Origin of the sequence: Aeromonas sp. Y318-1 (assembly GCF_027706125.1) — a bacterium.
GTDB classification, from domain to species: domain Bacteria; phylum Pseudomonadota; class Gammaproteobacteria; order Enterobacterales; family Aeromonadaceae; genus Aeromonas; species Aeromonas hydrophila.
The window spans coordinates 211,472-229,047 of record NZ_JAPDCM010000003.1 but is presented as its reverse complement, the minus strand read 5'-3'; the positions used below and the strand labels follow the sequence as shown (position 1 = coordinate 229,047).

At 63.4% G+C, this 17,576-nt stretch carries 15 protein-coding genes; 3 read left to right on the top strand and 12 right to left on the bottom strand.

Annotated elements, in window-relative coordinates; genetic code table 11:
- Nucleotides 1-34: 34 nt before the first annotated feature.
- From OKB87_RS05895 to OKB87_RS05865, 7 genes are all read right to left on the bottom strand, one after another.
- The gene (locus OKB87_RS05895) at nt 35-1,180 is read right to left on the bottom strand and encodes a mannitol-1-phosphate 5-dehydrogenase (protein WP_016349320.1); all 1,146 of its coding nucleotides are present in this window, start codon (nt 1,178-1,180) and stop codon (nt 35-37) included.
- A 37-nt stretch (nt 1,181-1,217) separates the two neighbouring features.
- The gene (locus tag OKB87_RS05890; RefSeq protein WP_016349321.1) at nt 1,218-3,140 is read right to left on the bottom strand and encodes a PTS mannitol transporter subunit IICBA; all 1,923 of its coding nucleotides are present in this window, start codon (nt 3,138-3,140) and stop codon (nt 1,218-1,220) included.
- 454 nt (nt 3,141-3,594) lie between these two features.
- Nucleotides 3,595-4,641, bottom strand: a complete 1,047-nt coding sequence (locus OKB87_RS05885; RefSeq protein ID WP_270826784.1) for a DUF418 domain-containing protein — start codon at nt 4,639-4,641, stop codon at nt 3,595-3,597.
- Between the two features lie 21 nt (nt 4,642-4,662).
- Nucleotides 4,663-5,256, bottom strand: coding sequence for a TetR/AcrR family transcriptional regulator (locus OKB87_RS05880; protein ID WP_270826783.1), 594 nt, complete (start codon nt 5,254-5,256; stop codon nt 4,663-4,665).
- Nucleotides 5,257-5,443: 187 nt separating this feature from the next.
- Nucleotides 5,444-7,465, bottom strand: coding sequence for an exoribonuclease II (locus OKB87_RS05875; RefSeq protein ID WP_270826782.1), 2,022 nt, complete (start codon nt 7,463-7,465; stop codon nt 5,444-5,446).
- A gap of 100 nt (nt 7,466-7,565) precedes the next feature.
- Nucleotides 7,566-8,465 (bottom strand): LysR family transcriptional regulator ArgP, encoded by a 900-nt coding sequence (locus tag OKB87_RS05870; RefSeq protein WP_270826780.1) that lies wholly within the window; start codon nt 8,463-8,465, stop codon nt 7,566-7,568.
- A 267-nt stretch (nt 8,466-8,732) separates the two neighbouring features.
- A complete protein-coding gene (locus OKB87_RS05865; protein ID WP_043125540.1) occupies nt 8,733-9,356 on the bottom strand; it encodes an acyl-homoserine-lactone synthase in 624 nt (207 codons plus the stop codon).
- Nucleotides 9,357-9,418: 62 nt separating this feature from the next.
- Here OKB87_RS05865 and OKB87_RS05860 point away from each other — a divergent pair, with 62 nt between their 5' ends.
- The 3 genes from OKB87_RS05860 (at nt 9,419) to OKB87_RS05850 (ending at nt 13,142) form a co-directional block, all read left to right on the top strand.
- On the top strand, nt 9,419-10,201 hold the full coding sequence (locus OKB87_RS05860; RefSeq protein WP_005315931.1) for a LuxR family transcriptional regulator: 783 nt from the start codon (nt 9,419-9,421) through the stop codon (nt 10,199-10,201).
- Nucleotides 10,202-10,414: 213 nt separating this feature from the next.
- Nucleotides 10,415-11,035: an L-lysine exporter gene (gene lysE, locus OKB87_RS05855; protein ID WP_011704530.1), complete on the top strand. Its 621-nt coding sequence runs from the start codon at nt 10,415-10,417 to the stop codon at nt 11,033-11,035.
- A 127-nt stretch (nt 11,036-11,162) separates the two neighbouring features.
- Nucleotides 11,163-13,142: a bifunctional 2',3'-cyclic-nucleotide 2'-phosphodiesterase/3'-nucleotidase gene (locus tag OKB87_RS05850; protein WP_270826779.1), complete on the top strand. Its 1,980-nt coding sequence runs from the start codon at nt 11,163-11,165 to the stop codon at nt 13,140-13,142.
- Between the two features lie 74 nt (nt 13,143-13,216).
- Here the strand turns inward: OKB87_RS05850 and OKB87_RS05845 are convergent, their stop codons facing one another.
- The 5 genes from OKB87_RS05845 to OKB87_RS05825 all read right to left on the bottom strand — a co-directional run bounded on the left by OKB87_RS05845 (nt 13,217) and on the right by OKB87_RS05825 (nt 17,413).
- Entirely contained in the window at nt 13,217-13,693 is a 477-nt protein-coding gene (locus OKB87_RS05845; protein ID WP_270826778.1) for a glycine zipper 2TM domain-containing protein, read from the bottom strand.
- Between the two features lie 137 nt (nt 13,694-13,830).
- Nucleotides 13,831-14,283 (bottom strand): GNAT family N-acetyltransferase, encoded by a 453-nt coding sequence (locus OKB87_RS05840; protein WP_011704532.1) that lies wholly within the window; start codon nt 14,281-14,283, stop codon nt 13,831-13,833.
- A gap of 120 nt (nt 14,284-14,403) precedes the next feature.
- Complete coding sequence (locus OKB87_RS05835) at nt 14,404-14,799, bottom strand: nitrous oxide-stimulated promoter family protein (RefSeq protein ID WP_270826777.1); 396 nt, start codon at nt 14,797-14,799, stop codon at nt 14,404-14,406.
- Nucleotides 14,800-14,911: 112 nt separating this feature from the next.
- Nucleotides 14,912-16,714 carry an aminopeptidase P family protein gene (locus OKB87_RS05830; protein ID WP_270826776.1) on the bottom strand — a complete coding sequence of 601 codons (1,803 nt, stop codon included), beginning with the start codon at nt 16,712-16,714 and terminating at the stop codon, nt 14,912-14,914.
- 33 nt (nt 16,715-16,747) lie between these two features.
- Nucleotides 16,748-17,413 carry a GntR family transcriptional regulator gene (locus OKB87_RS05825; RefSeq protein ID WP_270826774.1) on the bottom strand — a complete coding sequence of 222 codons (666 nt, stop codon included), beginning with the start codon at nt 17,411-17,413 and terminating at the stop codon, nt 16,748-16,750.
- Nucleotides 17,414-17,576 lie beyond the last annotated feature (163 nt).

Genomic DNA, 17,576 nt, shown 5'->3' with positions numbered 1-17,576 from the left:
GCCGGCCTGGGTGGGCCGGCGGCGCCTCATCAGGTCACTTCAAATTGCCATAACGGGTGACGATGGCGCTGACGATGTCGCTGTCGGCAGCCAGGCCGGTGATGCGGGCCAGAGCCTGGGCCGGGCCCAGCTCCGCCAGCAGCTGTTGCAGTTCCACCGCCTGCGGGTCATCGGCGTTGCGATAGTGCAGCGCCGCGGCGATCCCCTCCTGCAGGTGATCGCTGGGCAGGCCGTACTCCAGGGTGCCGAGCAGCGGCTTCACCAGCCGATCCCCCGCCGCCAGCTTGCGCAGCGGCTGACGGCCGACCCGGTCAATCTCGTCCACCAGATAGGGGTTGGCGAAGCGGGCCAGGATCTTCTCGATGTAGGCGGCGTGCAGGCGCGGGTCGAAACCGTAGCGTTGCACCAGCACGGCACCGCTCTCCTCCATGGCGCGGCGCACCTTGCTGCGGATCAGCGGATCCTCGATCGCCTCGCGGATGGTGCGATAGCCCCTCAGCTTGCCGAGGTAGGCGGTGACGATGTGGCCGGTGTTGAGGGTGAACAGCTTGCGCTCGACGAAGGCCATCAGGTTGTCGGTGGGCTCCATGCCCGCCACCTGCGGCAGCTCGCCCTTGAACTGGGTCTGGTCGACGATCCACTCGCTGAAGCTCTCCACCGTCACTTCCAGCGGATCATCGTTGGCCGCCGCCGGCGGAACGATGCGGTCCACCGCCGAGTCGACGAAGCCGATGCAGGCGTCGAGGGTGGCATGATACGCGACCGGCAGGTACTTGAGTACCTCCTGCTTGAGATGGCTGGTGCCGCGCACCATGTTCTCGCAGGCGATGACGTTGAGCGGTGTCAGGTTGCCGGCATCGAAGCGGGCCTGCAGCCCCTTGGCCAGGGTGCTGGCAATCTTGTCCAGAATGTTGGGGCCGACCGCGGTGGTGACCAGATCGGCGGTGATGATGCGGGCGATCACCTCGTGGCCGGCGGAGCTCACCGCCGCCACGTTGCGCACCACGTCCAGCTTCTGATCCGCTCCCACCACGTGCACCTTGTACTCCTGGCGGTGGTTGAGCTGGTCGATCAGGGTCTCGTTGACGTCGGCGAAAGTGACCTGGTGGCTGGCGTCAGCCAGCAGTTTTCCGATGAAGCCGCGACCGATGTTGCCGGCACCAAAATGCAATGTTTTCATGATATTAACCTCTTGAACCAAAGACGATGAAGGACGATCAGGCAGCCTGTTCGGCACCCAGCAGATCCAGGAATTCCTGGGGATCCTGAGTGCTGGCCAGCCGGTCGATGAGGCCGGGTTCGTCCAGTGCATTGGTCAGGCGGGTTATCACCTGCATGTGTTCGTCGTTGCGGGCGGCGATGCCGATCACCAGCCGCGCTACTTCATCGGCCGCCTCGCCGAAGGCGACCCCGGCCGGGTATTGGCAGATGACGATGCCGGTGCGCTTCACAAACTCCTTGGCGGCGATGGTGCCGTGCGGCACGGCGATGGATTCACCGAGGTAGGTGGAGACCAGCTGTTCGCGCTCCAGCATGGCGTTGACGTAGTCGGGCGCCACATAGCCCCGCTCCGCCAGCAGCTTGCCGGCAGCCCGGATGGCGGCCTCCTTGTTGTCGGCCTTGAGCCCCAGGTGCACGTCATGACGGCTCAGGGTGAACACTTCGGCGGCCTGCGGCTCGTAGCTGTCGTCGTTGGCGGCCACCAGCAGCTGCGGGTTGGCGACATCATCGTTGGCGGCCTGAGTCAGACTCTGTACCAGCTCCTGATAGAGACCGTTGTCGAGGAAGTTGGTGAGCGAGATGTGGTGGGCGTGCGGCGCGTGGCGACGGGCCCGCTCGGTCAGATCCTTGTGGGTGATGACCCAGTCCACCTGATCGTCGAGCTGATCGATGGCGCGGTTGGTGACGCTGATGTCGAGGCCGGCGGCCTGCACCCGCTTGCGCAGCAGGCCGGCGCCCATGGCGCTGGAGCCCATGCCCGCATCGCAGGCGACGACGATGTTGCGCACCGCCATCAGTTCACCGCCCGGCTTCTTGGCCGCTGCGGTCTCGGGCTTGGCACCCTTCATGGCTTTCATCTTGCGAGTGGCTTCACCGAGGGCATCGGCCTCGTCGGCTTCCGGTTGCTGGGCACGCACGAACACGGCGGCGACCAGGAAGGAGACGGTGGTGGAGGCGACGATGGAGAGTAGCACCCCGATGAGGGAGGCTTTCGGCGTCATCAACAGCACGGCGAAGATGGAACCCGGTGAGGCGGGGGAGACCAGACCTGCGTTGAACAGGGTCAGGGTGAACACCCCGGTCATGCCGCCGGCGATCACCGCCAGAATGAGGCGCGGGTTCATCAGCACGTACGGGAAGTAGATCTCGTGGATGCCGCCGAAGAAGTGAATGATGGAGGCTCCGGCAGCGGACTGCTTGGCGGCGCCGCGACCGAATACCATGTAGGCCAGCAGCACGCCCATGCCCGGGCCCGGGTTCGCTTCGATCAGGAAGAAGATGGAGCGGCCGTGCTCGGTCGCCTGCTGGATCCCCAGCGGCGAGAAGATGCCGTGGTTGATGGCGTTGTTGAGGAACAGGATCTTGGCCGGCTCAACGAAGATGGAGGTGAGCGGCAGCAGGTTGTTGTCCACCAGGAAGCCGACGCCACCGGCCAGCACGCCGGAGAGCACCTTGACGAAGGGGCCAATCACGAAGAAGGCGAGGATTGCCAGCAGCATGCCGATGAGGCCGGCAGAGAAGTTGTTGACCAGCATCTCGAAGCCGCTCTTGACGCGACCTTCCATCGCCTTGTCGAAACGCTTGATGGCCCAGCCACCGAGCGGGCCGACCATCATGGCGCCCATGAACATGGGAATGTCGGTGCCCACGATGACACCCATGGTGGTGATGGCACCGACCACGCCGCCGCGCTCACCGCCCATCAGCTTGCCGCCGGTATAGCCAATCAGCAGCGGCAGCAGGTAGGTGATCATGGGACCGACCAGCTTGGCCAAGGTTTCGCTCGGCAGCCAGCCGGTGGGGATGAAGAGGGCGGTAATAAAGCCCCAGGCGATGAAGGCGCCTATGTTGGGCATGACCATATTGGACAGGAAGCGTCCAAAATTCTGTATCTTGACTTTGGTATCCGGTGATAACATGTCGGGACCCCGTTTTAAGCCTATTTGATTAAAAGTGGTAGTCGGGCTGGTCGGTTTTGCCGAACCGCCATCCCTGTCGTCTAAGCAACTTCAATCTACCAGCTTGTGATCAAATTAGGCTGAAAACGGGGTGTCTTGTGACGCAGCTCTCAAATACCCCGACCTCCCCCCTCCCTTCATAGTGATGTCGATCACATTCACACTCTGTATTTCGGCTACATTTCGATCTTTTCTGCCGCCGGCATCGTTTTTATGTGACTAGAATCACTCTTTGTTGTTTGCGCAAACCTGATGTCAATGTGATCCATTTCTCATTTCTATTATTTGTATTCAATTGGAGCAATTCGCCTGACCTGAAAAGTGAGGGTGTTGACGATGGATTTCTTGAATTCACATTCAAATAACCAATGAATCAATTATTTTGTAACCCACTTTCAGCTTTTCATGATCTCCTTCAGCCGCAGAGCCGACGCATCAGCCACTCCAGCGGGCCTCGCTCGAAGCGCAGGCTCCAGAGATTGGCAAACAGCAGTGCCGCCAGGGCGAAGAGGGTGGCGGCCAGCACCACCTCGGGCAGATCCTGCCCCTGCAGCCAGCCGATCGCCTCGAGTACTCCCATGCCGAGCATGATGTGGGCCAGATAGAGGGTCAGGGTCTGCCGGCCGACCGGCAGCCACACTCGCCACCAGCGGGCCTCGGGCAGGGCGCGTCCCAGCCAGAGGCAGAGCGCGATCAGGGTGCTGGCCGCACCCATGCCGAACAGCAGGTAGAGCGGCGCCGGGGGAATGGGCTGGGTCGCCAGCAGTGGCGCCAGCTCGGGGTTCGGCAAGAGGGTCGGCAACCAGAGTGACAGCCCCTTGGCCAGCGCCATGGCACTCACCCCGCCGGCCAGCAGCCAGCGCTGGGTGAGCGGATTGGCCAGAGATTGGCGGCTCAGCCAGAGGCCGTAGAGCAGAAAGCCCAGCCAGGGCACCACCGGGTGCCAGCCGTTGAACAGTAGATTGCGGATGAAGCCGGCCAGGGTCCAGAACTCGGGATAGCTGAAGCTGTGCCACTGCCAGCCCCGATCGTAATCGAGCAGGAACAGCAGGCCGACGAAGCCTGCCGCCAGCAGCGGGATCAGGGCCAGCAGCCAGGGGGAGGGAAGCCGGAGACAGCAGGCCCCCAGCAGAAAGTAGACGGCGTAGTAGTGGATGATGTCGGCCGGAAACACCAGGTAGTTGAGCAGCCCCACGATCAGCAGGAACAGGGCCCGCCTGGCGGTGTGGCTCATGGCCGCCGACCACGCCAGCTTGCGGGTCGACAGCCCCAGCCCGATGCCGGCCAGCACCACGAAGCTGGCGGCGGAGCGCCCCTCCAGTGCATCCAGCAGGGGCTTGAGCGAGGTCGGCCCCCCCGCCAACACCCCCATGGCGATGCGAAAGTTCACCAGCACCATGCCGATAAGCGCCATGGCACGGGCCAGATCCAGTCCTTCCAGTCGATTGTGCGGGGTAGTCATGGTGGTGACTCCTTGGGGTGATCAGCGGGCCGGGCCCAGCAGCTGGTCCAGCAGGGACGGCAACCTTTGTTCCACCGGTGCCTGCTCTGGATGCAGGGCCAGGGCGTGGCGCACCGCCTGCCCCTCCAGTGCGTCCAGCAGCAGCTGGGCGGTGAGATCCGGTTGCAGGTGTGCAGCCAGCTCCCCCGCCTGCTGGCCACGGCGCACCGCCGCCGCCAGGGCATCGCACAGCTGGCGCTGGTTGCTGGCGAAGGTGGCTGCCATCTCGGGGTGGCGGGTCAGCTCGGCCAGGATCTCGGTGCCGAGCAGCAGGTTCTCCGGAGTCAGCGACCAGGCGAGGTAGCCGGCGGCGAAGCGGGCCAGCGCCGCCCTGGCCGGCCCCTGGGCCAGCTCATCCAGCAGGGGTTGCAGCTCGGCCGCTTCCAGCGAGGCGATCAGGGCGATCAGCTCCTCCTTGCGGGCGAAGTGGTTGTAGAGGTTGCCGAGGCTCACCCCGGCGGCGGCGGCGATGTCGCGCATGCCGGTCTGGTGGAAGCCTCGCTCGATAAAGCAGCCGAGCGCCGCCTGGATGATCTGTTCGCGTCGCTGCTCCAGCCGCAGGTTGTTGGTGGTCATGGGGATGCCTCTTGCCTGAAAATTCATTATGAGCGAACGTTCGTTCATTTGTGGGTTCACTCTATGCTCGTGGCGAGCAACTGGCAAGCCTGGGCGTACAAAAAGTGATCGGCGGACTCGGCGCGCGGCATGGCCCAATAGAAAAGCCCGCAGAGTGCGGGCTTTTTACAAGGTGGGGAGGCCTGGCTTATTCGGCCTTGGGGGCCTCGTCGGCAGGTGCGGCATCGGCCTCGCTGGTGGGGGCGACCGGCGCCGGGCCCGGCACCAGCTCCACCGCCGGCTTGGCGATGAGGGAGCGGGTCTCTTCCACCGCTTCGGTCAGCTTGACCTCGATGATCTGGCCGAGCTCGTAGACCACCTCGGTCTTGTCCAGATAGACGCGACCGTTGTCCCAGTTGCACTCCAGCCGATCCTTGTTGTCGAGGATATGGCGGGCGGGCATGAACACCACGGCACCGTTCTCGCGCAGACGCAGCTTGAGGCCGGCGCGCATCACGTCGATGATCTCGGCGTTGAACACCTTGTCGGTGCCGGCATCGGCCTTGAGGTAGCGGACATAGAGCCAGTCGCCGATGTCGCGCTCCACCATGCGGTGCAGGCGGCGGCAGGCGGTCAGGTGCTCGGTGAGCTCCAGGCTCGGGCGCTCACCCGGGGTCTTGCCGGCGATGACGGCTTTGAGCAGGCGATGGTTGACCATGTCGCCGTACTTGCGGATCGGTGAGGTCCAGGTGGCGTAGGCATCCAGCCCCAGGCCGTAGTGGGCGCCCGGTTCGGCGGACATCAGCGCATAGCTCTGGAAGCGGCGGATCTTGCCGTCCAGCCAGCGGGTGTCCAGGTTGTCGATCCAGCGGCGCAGGGCGCAGAAACCGGACAGGCTGGCGATCTCTTCTTTCTCGAACGGGGCCTCGGCGCTTTTCAGCAGATCGATGGCGCCGTCGAGGGACTCTTCGTCAAAGCCGGTGTGGACGTTGAAGATGCCGTAGCCGACCTGCTTGCCGAGCACGCGGCCGGCGCAGATGTTGGCGGCGATCATCGACTCTTCCACCATGCGGTTGGCGATGCGGCGCGGCTCGACGTGAATGGCCAGCACTTCGCCGTTCTCGCCCAGCTCGAAATCGTAGTCGGGGCGATCCGGGAACACCAGGGCATGCTCGGTGCGCCAGGCGATGCGCGCCTCGGTCATCGCCTTCATCAGCGGCAGCTGGGCCAGCACGCCGGCGTCGATATCCAGCTGCTTGCCGTGTTCGGCCCAGTCGGAGACGTCGTCATAGGTGAGACGGGCGTGGGAGCTGATGCGGGCGGCGAAGAACTCGGTCTCCTCCAGCAGCAGGCCATCCTCGGCGATGAGCAGGCGGGCACACAGGGTGTTGCGCTCCTCGCCCTCTTTCAGGGAGCAGAGCTCGTCGGAGAGGGTGCGCGGGATCATCGGCACGTTGCGGCCCGGCATGTAGACGGTGAAGGCGCGCTGGGCGGCTTCCTTGTCCAGCTCGCTGCCCTCGGCCACGTAGGCGGTCGGGTCGGCGATGGCGACCAGCAGCTCCCAGCCGTTGTCCAGCTTGCGGATGGCCAGGGCATCGTCCATGTCCTTGGTCTTGGCGCCGTCGATGGTGAAGAAGGGGGTCGCGGTCAGATCGGTGCGCGGCAGCTCTTCCTCTTCGATCACCTTCCACTCCGGCAGATCCGCCGGCTCGACCTGGGCCAGGTTATGGCGCGCCAGCACCACCCACCAGGGCACGTTGTGATCTTCCTGCGAGGCGATCTTCTGGGTGATCTCGGCAGAGAAGTTGCCGTCCACCAGGGCGTGACGCTTGAGGGTGGCAACCACCCAGTCCCCTTCCTTGAACTCTTTCTCGTCCAGCCCCTTCTTGACGCGGGCCTTGATGGCGTCCTTGATCAGCGGGTGATCGGCGACCACGTTGAGGCGGTCGCGGAACATCTTGACGCGGGCCACAAAGCGGGTGACGGACTGCTCCAGCAGGGTATCCGGCTCGGCCACTTCCTTCTCTTTTTCGGTACGGATCAGGGCGCTCACCCGGTCACCGTGCATCACCTTCTTCATGTAGGGAGGCGGCACGAAATAGCTGGTCTTCTCATCGACCTCCAGGAAGCCGAAGCCCCGATCGGAGGCGCGGATAACACCCTCTTTCTTGGGGATGTTTTCGCGGATTTGTTGCTTGAGCTGGGCCAGCAGCGGATTGTCTTGGAACATAAGTGAGGAACCTGAAGTGGAAAACCTGGGTGGAGACCTGATGACGGATCGCCCAGCACTATACGTTTTTACCCCTCCAAAGCCAAGGTGAATGGCCGGTTCAGCCGGGTTGCAGTGCCCGGCGACCCTGCTCGATCAGGCGCTGGGATATCTGTTTGTGCAGCCCCCGTTCCAGCACCCAGCGGTGCCAGTAGAGCCGTTCGACCAGATGCTGGTCCGGGCTGAGATCGAGCAGGCTGCCCTCCGCCAGCTGGCGGCGGATCTGCAATTCCGGGATCAGGCAGCAGGCCAGCCCCTGTTCGGCCATGGCGACGAAGGCCTCGGACGAGCGCACCGTGTGGCAGGGGTAGCCGCCGGGCTCCAGCCCGAAGTGGCGGGCCATGTAGCTGACGTGCATGTCGTCGCGCTGATCGAAGGCCACCGCCGGCGCCTTGGCCAGCGCCGCCAGGGTCAGCCCCTGCGGGAAGTGGCGGGCGACGAAGGCGGGGCTGGCGGTGAGCAGGTAGCGCATCTCACCGAGCTCGTCGACGCAGCAGCCGGCCAGCGGCTGGCCGTGCAGGCTGACGGCGCCGAACGCCTGCCCCTCGCGCACCCGATCCAGGGTGCGGCTCTCGTCATCCACCAGCAGGTTGAGCTCGATGGGGTGCTGCTCCAGCAGCGGGGCCAGGGCCGGCAGAAACCAGGTAGCCAGGCTGTCGGCGTTGACGGCGATGCTAACCCGGATCGGCGCCTGCGGCTCGGCGGGGGAGAGTTCGCCGGCCAGTTCCAGCTCCAGCTGGCGCACCTGACGGTAGTGGGCCAGCAGTTTCTGCCCGAGCGCGGTGGCCTGCAGCGGCTGGCCACGGATCAGCAGCGGCTCGGCAAACTGCTGCTCCAGCTGCTTGATGCGCTGGGAGATGGCGGACTGGGTGATGTGCAGGCGCTGGGCGGCCCGCTCGAAGTTCTGCTCCTGCATCACCACATCCAGCGCCAGCAGCAGCTTGTAATCCAACGCCTTCATCAGCATGCCTTATCAACAGAGGGAATTGAGAAGGGATGCTACTCAAGTGGTGGCGGGAGAACAACCGGAGATCGCTGAAAATGTCGGCAGACCAGGCGTGACAAGGGCTGTGGGGTGAAAGCGGATTTGTCACTGTGAGATGTGACAGTGGTGGTCAAAAGGTATTCAAGAGATACTCTTTTGCGTCCGTTTTTGCATGGGGTGGAAACGGGCCATAGCGAGAACTTTTAATCCCGGGTCTTACCCCGGGATTTTTTTGTGTCGTCTTTATTCGGTGACCAGTTCGCGCGCCTCGTCATAGGCACCCTGCAGGGGCTGGCCGACGGCACGGGCGAAACGCTCATCCAGATGGAAGCGGATCCCGACCCCGCGCACGGCCCCCAGATCCACCGCCTGGCGGTGACCGAGCCGCTCGATGGGCAGGCCGAGACGGCGGAAGATCCGCTCTACCGGCAGGCTGACCACTGCAACCAGCTCGCGGATCCCCTGCGCCTTGGCGAAGGCATAGACCTCGCGGAAGATGATGCAGGTCAGTTCGCTGATGCCGTTGCCGAGCCGGGGAGCCCGTTCGGCATCGATGGCGAGGCGGGTCAGCTCCCACACGTCGTTGCTGCGCGGCGGGGCTTCGCCGGCGAGGGCGGTGGGGAAGATGCTGGGCAGCATGTAATCCTTGGCACAGCTGAGCAGACGGATGCAGCCGCACAGGCCTTCCTCGTCTTCGATCAGCACCCAGTGGGTATCAGGGGTATCGAAACTGTCCTGCTCCAGGCCACGGTGGGATTCCACATCCCAGCCGAGGCGATCGGAGAAGACGCGATTGCGAAAGCGATAAAGCTCGTTTTCTACCTCCCATCTGGGGTGTTCTTTTAATTTTCCTTTGAAAACAAGCATTCAGATGTCTCCATTTCAGTGTTCGGCGCTATAATCGAGGCCCTGGCCAGGGGGGCTAGCATATGAAACAAGACCAACTGCTTGAGTACCTCGAACATTTCACTTCGGTAACGGACGGGGATCGTTTGGCCGAGTTGATCGGTCGGTTCACGCTCGGTATGGGTTACGACTACTACCGGTTTGCGCTGATCATTCCCATGTCGATGCAAAGACCCAAGGTGGTGCTGTTCAACCAGTGCCCAGACTCCTGGGTGCAGGCCTACACGGCCAACCATATGCTGGCCTGTGATCCCATCATTCAATTGGCCCGCAAGCAGACCTTGCCCATTTACTGGAACCGGCTGGATGAGCGGGCGCGTTTTCTGCAAGAGGGCAGTCTTGACGTGATGGGGTTGGCGGCGGAGTTCGGGCTGCGCAACGGAATTTCGTTCCCGTTGCACGGTGCGGCGGGGGAGAACGGCATACTGTCGTTCATCACCGCCGAGCGGGCATCGAGCGATCTGCTGCTGGAGTCCTCGCCCATCCTCTCCTGGATGTCCAACTACATCTTCGAGGCGGCGATCCGGATTGTGCGGGTCAGTCTGCGGGAAGATGACCCTCAGGAGGCCCTGACTGACCGGGAGACCGAATGCCTGTTCTGGGCCAGTGAAGGGAAAACGTCGGGTGAAATCGCCTGCATCCTGGGGATCACGGAGCGAACCGTGAACTACCACCTCAATCAGGTCACCCGTAAAACGGGGTCGATGAATCGCTACCAGGCCATCGCCAAGGGGGTGAGCAGTGGCATTTTGCTGCCCAATCTCGAGCAGGTCGTGGTCACCAACTTCCCCAAGCTGATGCAATAAAACCCGATGATTCTCGGGGCAGAGTGATTGGCTAACAATTGTCAGATCCTGCAATTGACAGTCATGGCCGAATAGCGGCCCTTCTGCCCCGAAGGGGTTATGCCTGCCCTGCAGTCATTAGCAAAACCAATGACTCAGCAGATCAATGAATTTCTCTAAATAGAACTGCCCCCCTTATAGTGCCGTCCAATCACTCTGCTGGACGGTTCATCCATGTTTGCTACCACCCTGCAAGGCTTCACCCTCGGCCTTGCCATGATCATTCCCATCGGTGCCCAGAATGCCTTCGTGCTGAGTCGGGGCATCCACCGCAACCACCATCTGCTGACGGCGACCCTCTGCTGCCTGTGCGATCTCGTGCTGATCGGCATCGGGGTGTTTGGCGGGGCCAACCTGCTGGCGGCCAGCCCGATCGGCCTGGCCCTGCTGACCTGGGGCGGCGTGCTGTTTCTCGGCTGGTTTGGTATCCGTTCCCTGCGCAGTGCCTGGCGCGGGCAGGGAGCCAAGCTGGCGGACTCGCCCCAGTTGATGGGGGTCAAGAGCGTGCTGGCCATGACCCTCGGGGTGACCTTGCTCAACCCCCACGTCTACCTGGATACCCTGATGCTGCTCGGCTCCTTCGGCAGCCAGTTTGCCGAAGAGTTGCGGCCGGCCTTTGCGGCGGGGGCCATGCTGGCCTCGCTGGTCTGGTTCTACAGCCTGGCGTTCGGGGCGGCCGCCCTCTCGCCCTGGCTCGCTCGCGGCAGGGTTCAGCAAGCTATTGATACTATTGTTGGTTTCATCATGCTGGGGCTGGCGTTGCAGCTGGCGAGCGGGGCTCTGCTGGCGTCATAAGGCTATTTTTGTGCCGCACCTCATAAAAATTAATCCCGGCTTCATGCGCTGACATATTCGTCTGTTAAATTCCCGTCGCTGGTAAAGCGACACTCATAATAAAAGGGACAAGACAGTGAATAAAACCATGAAGCTGGGTGCTATTGCAGCCATCGTGCTGTTATCTGCCTGTAGCAATGAAAACGACAGCAAGGCGCAACCGGGTGAGGTTGCCCTGCGTCTGATCCAGACCTCCGATATCCACTCCAACGTGCTGGGCTACGACTACTACCAGAACAAGGAAGATCGCAAGTTTGGCCTCTCCCGCACCGCGCTGCTGATCCGCGCGGCCCGCGCGGAAAACCCCAACAACCTGCTGCTCGACAACGGCGACCTGATCCAGGGCACGCCGCTGGCGGACTACATCTTCGAGCAGTCCGGTGCCGGTTACCTCGACAAGCAGGCCCACCCGGTGTTCAAGGCGATGAACGAGCTCGGCTATGATGCCGGCAACCTGGGCAACCACGAGTTCAACTACGGGCTGGATTACCTCACCAAGACCCTGCAGGGGGCCAAGTTCCCCTATGTGAACGCCAACGTGTTCGAGGCGGGCGCCTTCAAGCGCGATGCCAAGGGGCAAATAGACTGGAGCGGCAACAAGTTCACCCCCTACCTGCTGCTGGAGCGCAAGGTGAAGGATGACAAGGGCCAGCTGCAGACCGTCAAGGTCGGCATCCTGGGGCTGACCCCGCCGCAGGTGCTGCAGTGGGACAAGCGCCACCTGGAAGGCAAGGTGGTGGTGGCCGACATGGTCGAGACCGCCAACCACTATGTGCCCGAGCTGTGCGCCAAGGGCGCCGATATCGTGGTGGTGGTGGCCCACACCGGCATCAACGCCAGCAGCTACGAGGCCATGATGGAGAACTCCGCCTGGCACCTGGCCAAGGTGAAAGGGGTGGACGCCCTGATGCTGGGCCACGCCCACAAGAACTTCCCGGGTGACTTCCCGGATCTGCCGGAGGTGGACAACAAGGCCGGCACCCTGAGCGGTATTCCGACCGTGATGCCGGGTTACTGGGGCAACCACCTCGGCATCATCGACCTCAAGCTGGAGCAGGTGGACGGCAAGTGGCAGGTGAAACAGAGCCAGGCCAGCCTGCGCAAGATCGACTCCAGCGAGGGGAGTGCGGTGGATCAACGGGTGGTGGACCTGGTGCAGGCCGACCACGACGCCACCAACCAGTGGCTGGACGAGCCGCTCGGCAAGATCACCTCCTCCATCCACAGCTTCTTCGCCCTGGTGCAGGATGATCCTTCGGTGCAGCTGGTGAGCGATGCCCAGCGCAAGCATGCCGAGCAGTTGCAAAAAGACGGTCTGCTCAAGGAGTCCTACCCCATCCTGTCGGTGGCGGCCCCGTTCCGTGGCGGTCGCAACGGCATCAATGACTTCACCTATGTGGCTCAGGGTGACATCTCCCTGCGCAACGTCTCCGACCTCTACATCTATCCGAATACCCTGCAGGTGGTCGAGGTGAACGGGGCCACCGTCAAGGAGTGGCTGGAGATGAGCGCCGGCCAGTTCAACCAGATCGACACCGGCAAGACCGAGGTGCAGTGGCTGGTGAACGAGAAGTTCCCCACCTACAACTTCGACGTGATCGACGGGGTCAACTACGAGGTGGATATCACCCAGCCGGCCCGTTACAACAAGGAAGGGGCCAAGGTCAGCGACGGCCAGCGCATCAGCAGCCTCACCTTCAACGGCCAGCCCATCGATCCGGCCCAGAAGTTCTACGTGGTGACCAACAACTACCGCGCCAGCGGCGGCGGCCACTTCCCGGGCATCGACGGCAGCAACATAGTGCATGAAGATCCCTTCGAGACGCGCGAGATCATCGCCCAGTACCTGAAGGCCCAGTCTGCCGACAACCCGGCCGGCTTCAGCCCGGCGGCCAACAATAACTGGCACATGAAGGCCCTGCCGGCCAACGTGGACGTGCGGCTCTACTCCTCGCCCCGCGAGGAGGCCAAGCAGCTGGCCGGTGCGGATCTGGAGTACAAGTCCACCCTGCCGATGGATGACGCCCAGCACCCTGGCTACGCCATCTTCCGGCTGATCCGTCAGTAATTCCCGGCCGACATGGCAATAAAAAAAGCCCTCGCACTGCGAGGGCTTTTTCATGGGCGGAGGGTTCCGAGGGCTTAGTTGACCACGGCCACGTTGATGGTGCCGTTGCCCTGGGTCATGCGTACCCGGGCGCCCGGTACGAAGGTGGGGCTGGCCTTTTGTACCACCACGATGGATTCGCCGTTCTCTTTCTTGATCTCGAGTTCGACACCGTCCACCTGGTTGAGCTTGTCACCGGCCGCCTTGCCCGCTGCCGCACCCGCGATGGCGCCACCGGCCGCGGCGATGTCGCTGCCGCGCCCGCCGCCAATGGTGCTGCCGAGCAGGCCGCCAACCACGGCGCCGCCGATGGTGCCGATCAGTGAGTTCTCATCGGCCTGGATCTTGACCGGGCGAGTGGAGAGGATGGTGCCGTAGCTGACGGTCTGTACCTGCTTGGCGCGATCCTTGGTGTAGACGTCACCGGAGTAGACGTCGCTGTTGGCACAGCCGCTGAGGATGGTGGCGGTGGTGGTGGCCAACAGGGCGATGAGGGTAATGCGTTTCAACATGATGGGCCTCCTGGGCTGGCATCTAATCTGGTTTGTTCGGTCAGTGATTCAACTCTACGCCAACCGGATTGAGCATGAAACCAGCAAAGTGTAACCAATTATAAGGCCCGGGCCCGGCAAACCCCGTCACCGCCGGCTCAGCCGAGCCGTTTTTCCAGCAGCAGGCGATCCTCCCCCGGGCCGAAATAGTCGCGCTCCTCGGCCAGTTGTTGATAACCGAGTCGAAAGTAGAGGCGCTGGGCGGGATTGGCCGGATCCACCGTCAGTCTGACCCGCTCGATCCCCAGTGTCAGCAGTGACTGCTCCACCTGCAGCATCATGCGTTCGGCCAGGCCGAAGCCGCGCGCCTCCGGCAGCACCGCCAAGGAGAGCAGCCAGCCCTGCGACCGATCCTGTCCCAGTCCGCCCAGGGCATAGCCCAGCAGCTTGCCGTCCAGCTCGGCCACCAGCAGCAGCTCGGGCCACAGATCCATGGCCTGGCGGAAGAAGAAGCCGGGATAGACATCCTCCCCGAATACATTGACGTCGATCTGCCAGATGGCGTGCATGTCGGTGTGGCGCGCCACTCTCAAAACGGGGGGCTGGTGCATCCGGGCTCCTGTGGTGTCGTACGTGCTGCCGGGCGGCAGTCAAAAAGGAGCCACAGGGTAGTGGGCCCGCCGGACTGATGCAAGTGGGTCTGGGGCGCTGAGCGGCAGGGCGGCCCCGACTCAGGGCGGCAGGGGACGGCTGCCCGGTCGTTTGGGGGCCTTGCGACGGCTGTCCAGCAGGTGGCGCAGGGCCAGCCAGGGGTGATGCCAGAGCATGCGCGGGCCGCTCCACTTCATCACCAGCTGGATCTGCTTGCGCATGGCCGGGGCATAGCAGTGGATGTGGCAGTTGGCACAGGTGGGCTTGTGGCCGTGACCATAGCGGCAGCGACGCAGCCGCTGGTGAGCGAACTCCTGCAACTGCTGGCAGTGCCGGCAGGCGGGATCCTGATGATGGTGGTCGCAGTAGAGGCGGATCATGGCGCTGACCGTCTGCTGCTCCCGCTTGAGCCTGGGATGCACGGGCGCCTTGTCGGCACGGGCCGGGCGCGCGGAGTGGGAGTGATGGGTCGTCATGCAGGGCATTGTCCGGACCTGGGGCGGCGGGGTCTTGATACAGGTCAAACCGGCGGGCAAAAAAACAGGGCCCGTGGGCCCTGTTTCATCAGACAAGCAGAGTTGTCTGCGCTTAGATGAGGCTGGTTGCCTGCTCCAGCCAGGCGAGATCCTCGCCTTCCAGCAGCGGGCTCAGGCGGCGGTAGACCTCGGCGTGGTACTCGTTGATCCAGCGGAACTCGGCCGGGCTCAGCAGGCTGCGATCGATGAGGCGGGTATCGAACGGTACATAGGTCAGCCGCTCGAAGCCCAGCATCGGCAGCTCGCCGATCTGCTCCTGCTCGGTGACCACCACCAGGTTCTCGCAACGGATGCCGAAGGCATCTTCCCGGTAGTAACCGGGTTCGTTGGAGAGCACCATGCCCGGCTGCAGGGCCACCAGGCTGCCCTTGGGGGCGATGCGCTGCGGGCCTTCGTGCACGCTCAGGAAGTGGCCGACACCGTGGCCGGTGCCGTGGTCGTAGTTGTAACCGGCCTGCCACAGCGGCTGGCGGGCCAGCACGTCGAGCTGGATGCCGGCGGTGCCGCGCGGGAAGCGGGCCTGATCCAGCGCGATGTGACCCTGCAGTACCCGGGTGAACATCGCCTTGTGCTCGTCGGTCAGCTCACCCACCTTGATGGTGCGGGTGATGTCGGTGGTGCCGTCCAGATACTGGGCGCCGGAGTCCACCAGATAGATGCTGTCCTGGCCAAAGGTGCGCGGGGAGCCGTTGGTGTGGCGGTAGTGGCACATGGCGGCATTGGGGCCGAGCGCCGAGATGGTGTCGAAGCTCGGCTCGACGTAGTGCTCCTGCTCGCGGCGGAAGGCTTCCAGCTGATCGGCCAGGGTGCCTTCATCCACTCCGTCGAACTCGCCGCTGGCGATCAGTCGATCCAGCCAGGCCAGGAAGCGGGTGACGGCGACGCCGTCGCGCAGGTGGGCGGCGCGCATGCCGGCCAGCTCCACTTCGTTCTTGCATGCCTTCGGCAGCATGGTCGGGTCCTGACCGGCTACCAGGATGGCGCCCGCCTCTTCCATGACCAGCTGGGTCCAGGCGTTGGCGGTGTTGGGATCGGCCAGTACCTTCTGCTGATCTTCGCCGATGCGCTGCAGCACGTCACCCAGCTTGTCGATGGGGTAGACGGAAACATCCTGCCCCACGTGCTGGCTGAAGGCGAAGCAGTCGATCTTGTCGGTGTCGACGAAGAAATCCATGGTGGCGTTGGCGTAGAGCACCGCAAAGCCGAGCACTACCGGCAGCCGCTCCACGTCGCGACCTCGCAGGTTGAGCAGCCAGTTGATGGGCTCGGCCTGGGTCAGCAGCACCGCATCCAGCCCGCGCTTGCGCAGATCGCTGGCCAGCATCTCTCGCTTGGCCTGGCTGGACTGGCCCGCCAGCGCTTCGCTGTAGAGGATGGCCGGATTCTTGGTGGGGGCGGGGCGATCGCTCCAGTGCAGATCGATGGGGTTCTGCTCCACACGCACCAGCTCGATGCCGCGCTCGGTCAGCACCGCCTTGGCACTGTGATACCAGGCCAGGCTGTGCAGGCGGGCGTCGAAGCCGACCCGGGAGCCGGACGGCAGCTGATCCGCCAACCACTGCACATGGGGATCTTCCACCAGATGGAGAAACTCGAAGAGCTCGGCCGGTGCCTGCATGCGGGCCTGCACCGTGTAACGACCGTCGATGAACAGGGCCGCCCGCTGCGCCAGTATGATGGCGAGGCCGGCGGAGCCGTTGAAACCCGTGATCCAGTCCAGTCGCTCGGCGTAGGCGGGAATGTACTCCCCCAGATGCTCGTCGTCGTGGGGGACGATGAAGGCGTCCAGCTCCATCATGGCCAGTTCGGCCCTGACCTGGGCGACGCGGGTTTCAATAATCTCGAAATGATTCATGTCGTTAATGCCAGATTGTTGTGATGTGAGTGTTCAGTGGTTGTGGCCGCTGTCCAGGATCCGCTTGATGGACTGGCCAGCCGCCTCGATATGTTGCTTGAGCAGTACCACCGCCTCGTGCTTGCGGCGGGCGCGGCACAGCTCCAGCAGCTGGGCGTGCTCGCGCTCTGCCTTGTCGACGCCATCGCTGGCGAACAGCAGCTCGAAGCGCACATAGCGGTCACAGCTCAGATTGATCTGGGCGATCAGCTCCAGTGCCTGGGGGCGGCCGGCGGCCTCATAGAGGGTGGCGTGAAAACTGTGGTTCAGCTCGGCCCAGCGTTCGATCTGGGTGCCCGACTCGAGGGCCTGGTCGAACTGGGCGAGGATCGCCTGCGCCCTGGCGAAGGTCTCCTCCGTCATCAGGTCGACGGCGTGGAACAGGGTATCGGCTTCCAGCAGGGCTCGCAAATAAAAGAGCTCCTCGATGGCCGCTGCATCCAGCATGGTGACCACGGCGCCGCGGTGGGCCTCGAACTTCACCAGCCCCTGCGCTTCCAGCTGCATCAGGGCTTCGCGCACCGGAATGCGGCTCACCGCCAGCTCCTTGGCGATGGCGTCCTGACGCAGGGGGGCGCCGGCGGGAAACTCACCGCGCAGGATCCGGCCACGGAGGTTTTCCATCACCATTTGGGTACGGGTCTTGTAGGGTGGGGTCATGATCGGGTCACAGGGGAATCGTTACAAAATTGTATATTGTATAAAGTTGGGCTGAATCTAACGCGCAAGGGCCCACAAGGCAAGGTTTGGCGGGAGTCAAACGCCGCGCTCTGCTCAAAAAAATACCGGCCAGCTGGGCTGACCGGTATGAGATTGGCAGTGA

Bases quoted from the DNA above. Each gene is read 5' to 3' on its own strand.
- OKB87_RS05885 (WP_270826784.1), bottom strand. From the start codon at position 4,641: ATGACTACCCCGCACAATCGACTGGAAGGACTGGATCTGGCCCGTGCC.
- OKB87_RS05875 (WP_270826782.1), bottom strand. From the start codon at position 7,465: ATGTTCCAAGACAATCCGCTGCTGGCCCAGCTCAAGCAACAAATCCGC.
- OKB87_RS05895 (WP_016349320.1), bottom strand. From the start codon at position 1,180: ATGAAAACATTGCATTTTGGTGCCGGCAACATCGGTCGCGGCTTCATC.
- OKB87_RS05825 (WP_270826774.1), bottom strand. From the start codon at position 17,413: ATGACCCCACCCTACAAGACCCGTACCCAAATGGTGATGGAAAACCTC.
- OKB87_RS05890 (WP_016349321.1), bottom strand. From the start codon at position 3,140: ATGTTATCACCGGATACCAAAGTCAAGATACAGAATTTTGGACGCTTC.
- OKB87_RS05835 (WP_270826777.1), bottom strand. From the start codon at position 14,799: ATGACGACCCATCACTCCCACTCCGCGCGCCCGGCCCGTGCCGACAAG.
- OKB87_RS05830 (WP_270826776.1), bottom strand. From the start codon at position 16,714: ATGAATCATTTCGAGATTATTGAAACCCGCGTCGCCCAGGTCAGGGCC.
- OKB87_RS05850 (WP_270826779.1), top strand. From the start codon at position 11,163: ATGAAGCTGGGTGCTATTGCAGCCATCGTGCTGTTATCTGCCTGTAGC.
- OKB87_RS05865 (WP_043125540.1), bottom strand. From the start codon at position 9,356: ATGCTTGTTTTCAAAGGAAAATTAAAAGAACACCCCAGATGGGAGGTA.
- lysE (WP_011704530.1), top strand. From the start codon at position 10,415: ATGTTTGCTACCACCCTGCAAGGCTTCACCCTCGGCCTTGCCATGATC.
- OKB87_RS05845 (WP_270826778.1), bottom strand. From the start codon at position 13,693: ATGTTGAAACGCATTACCCTCATCGCCCTGTTGGCCACCACCACCGCC.
- OKB87_RS05840 (WP_011704532.1), bottom strand. From the start codon at position 14,283: ATGCACCAGCCCCCCGTTTTGAGAGTGGCGCGCCACACCGACATGCAC.
- OKB87_RS05870 (WP_270826780.1), bottom strand. From the start codon at position 8,465: ATGAAGGCGTTGGATTACAAGCTGCTGCTGGCGCTGGATGTGGTGATG.
- OKB87_RS05860 (WP_005315931.1), top strand. From the start codon at position 9,419: ATGAAACAAGACCAACTGCTTGAGTACCTCGAACATTTCACTTCGGTA.
- OKB87_RS05880 (WP_270826783.1), bottom strand. From the start codon at position 5,256: ATGACCACCAACAACCTGCGGCTGGAGCAGCGACGCGAACAGATCATC.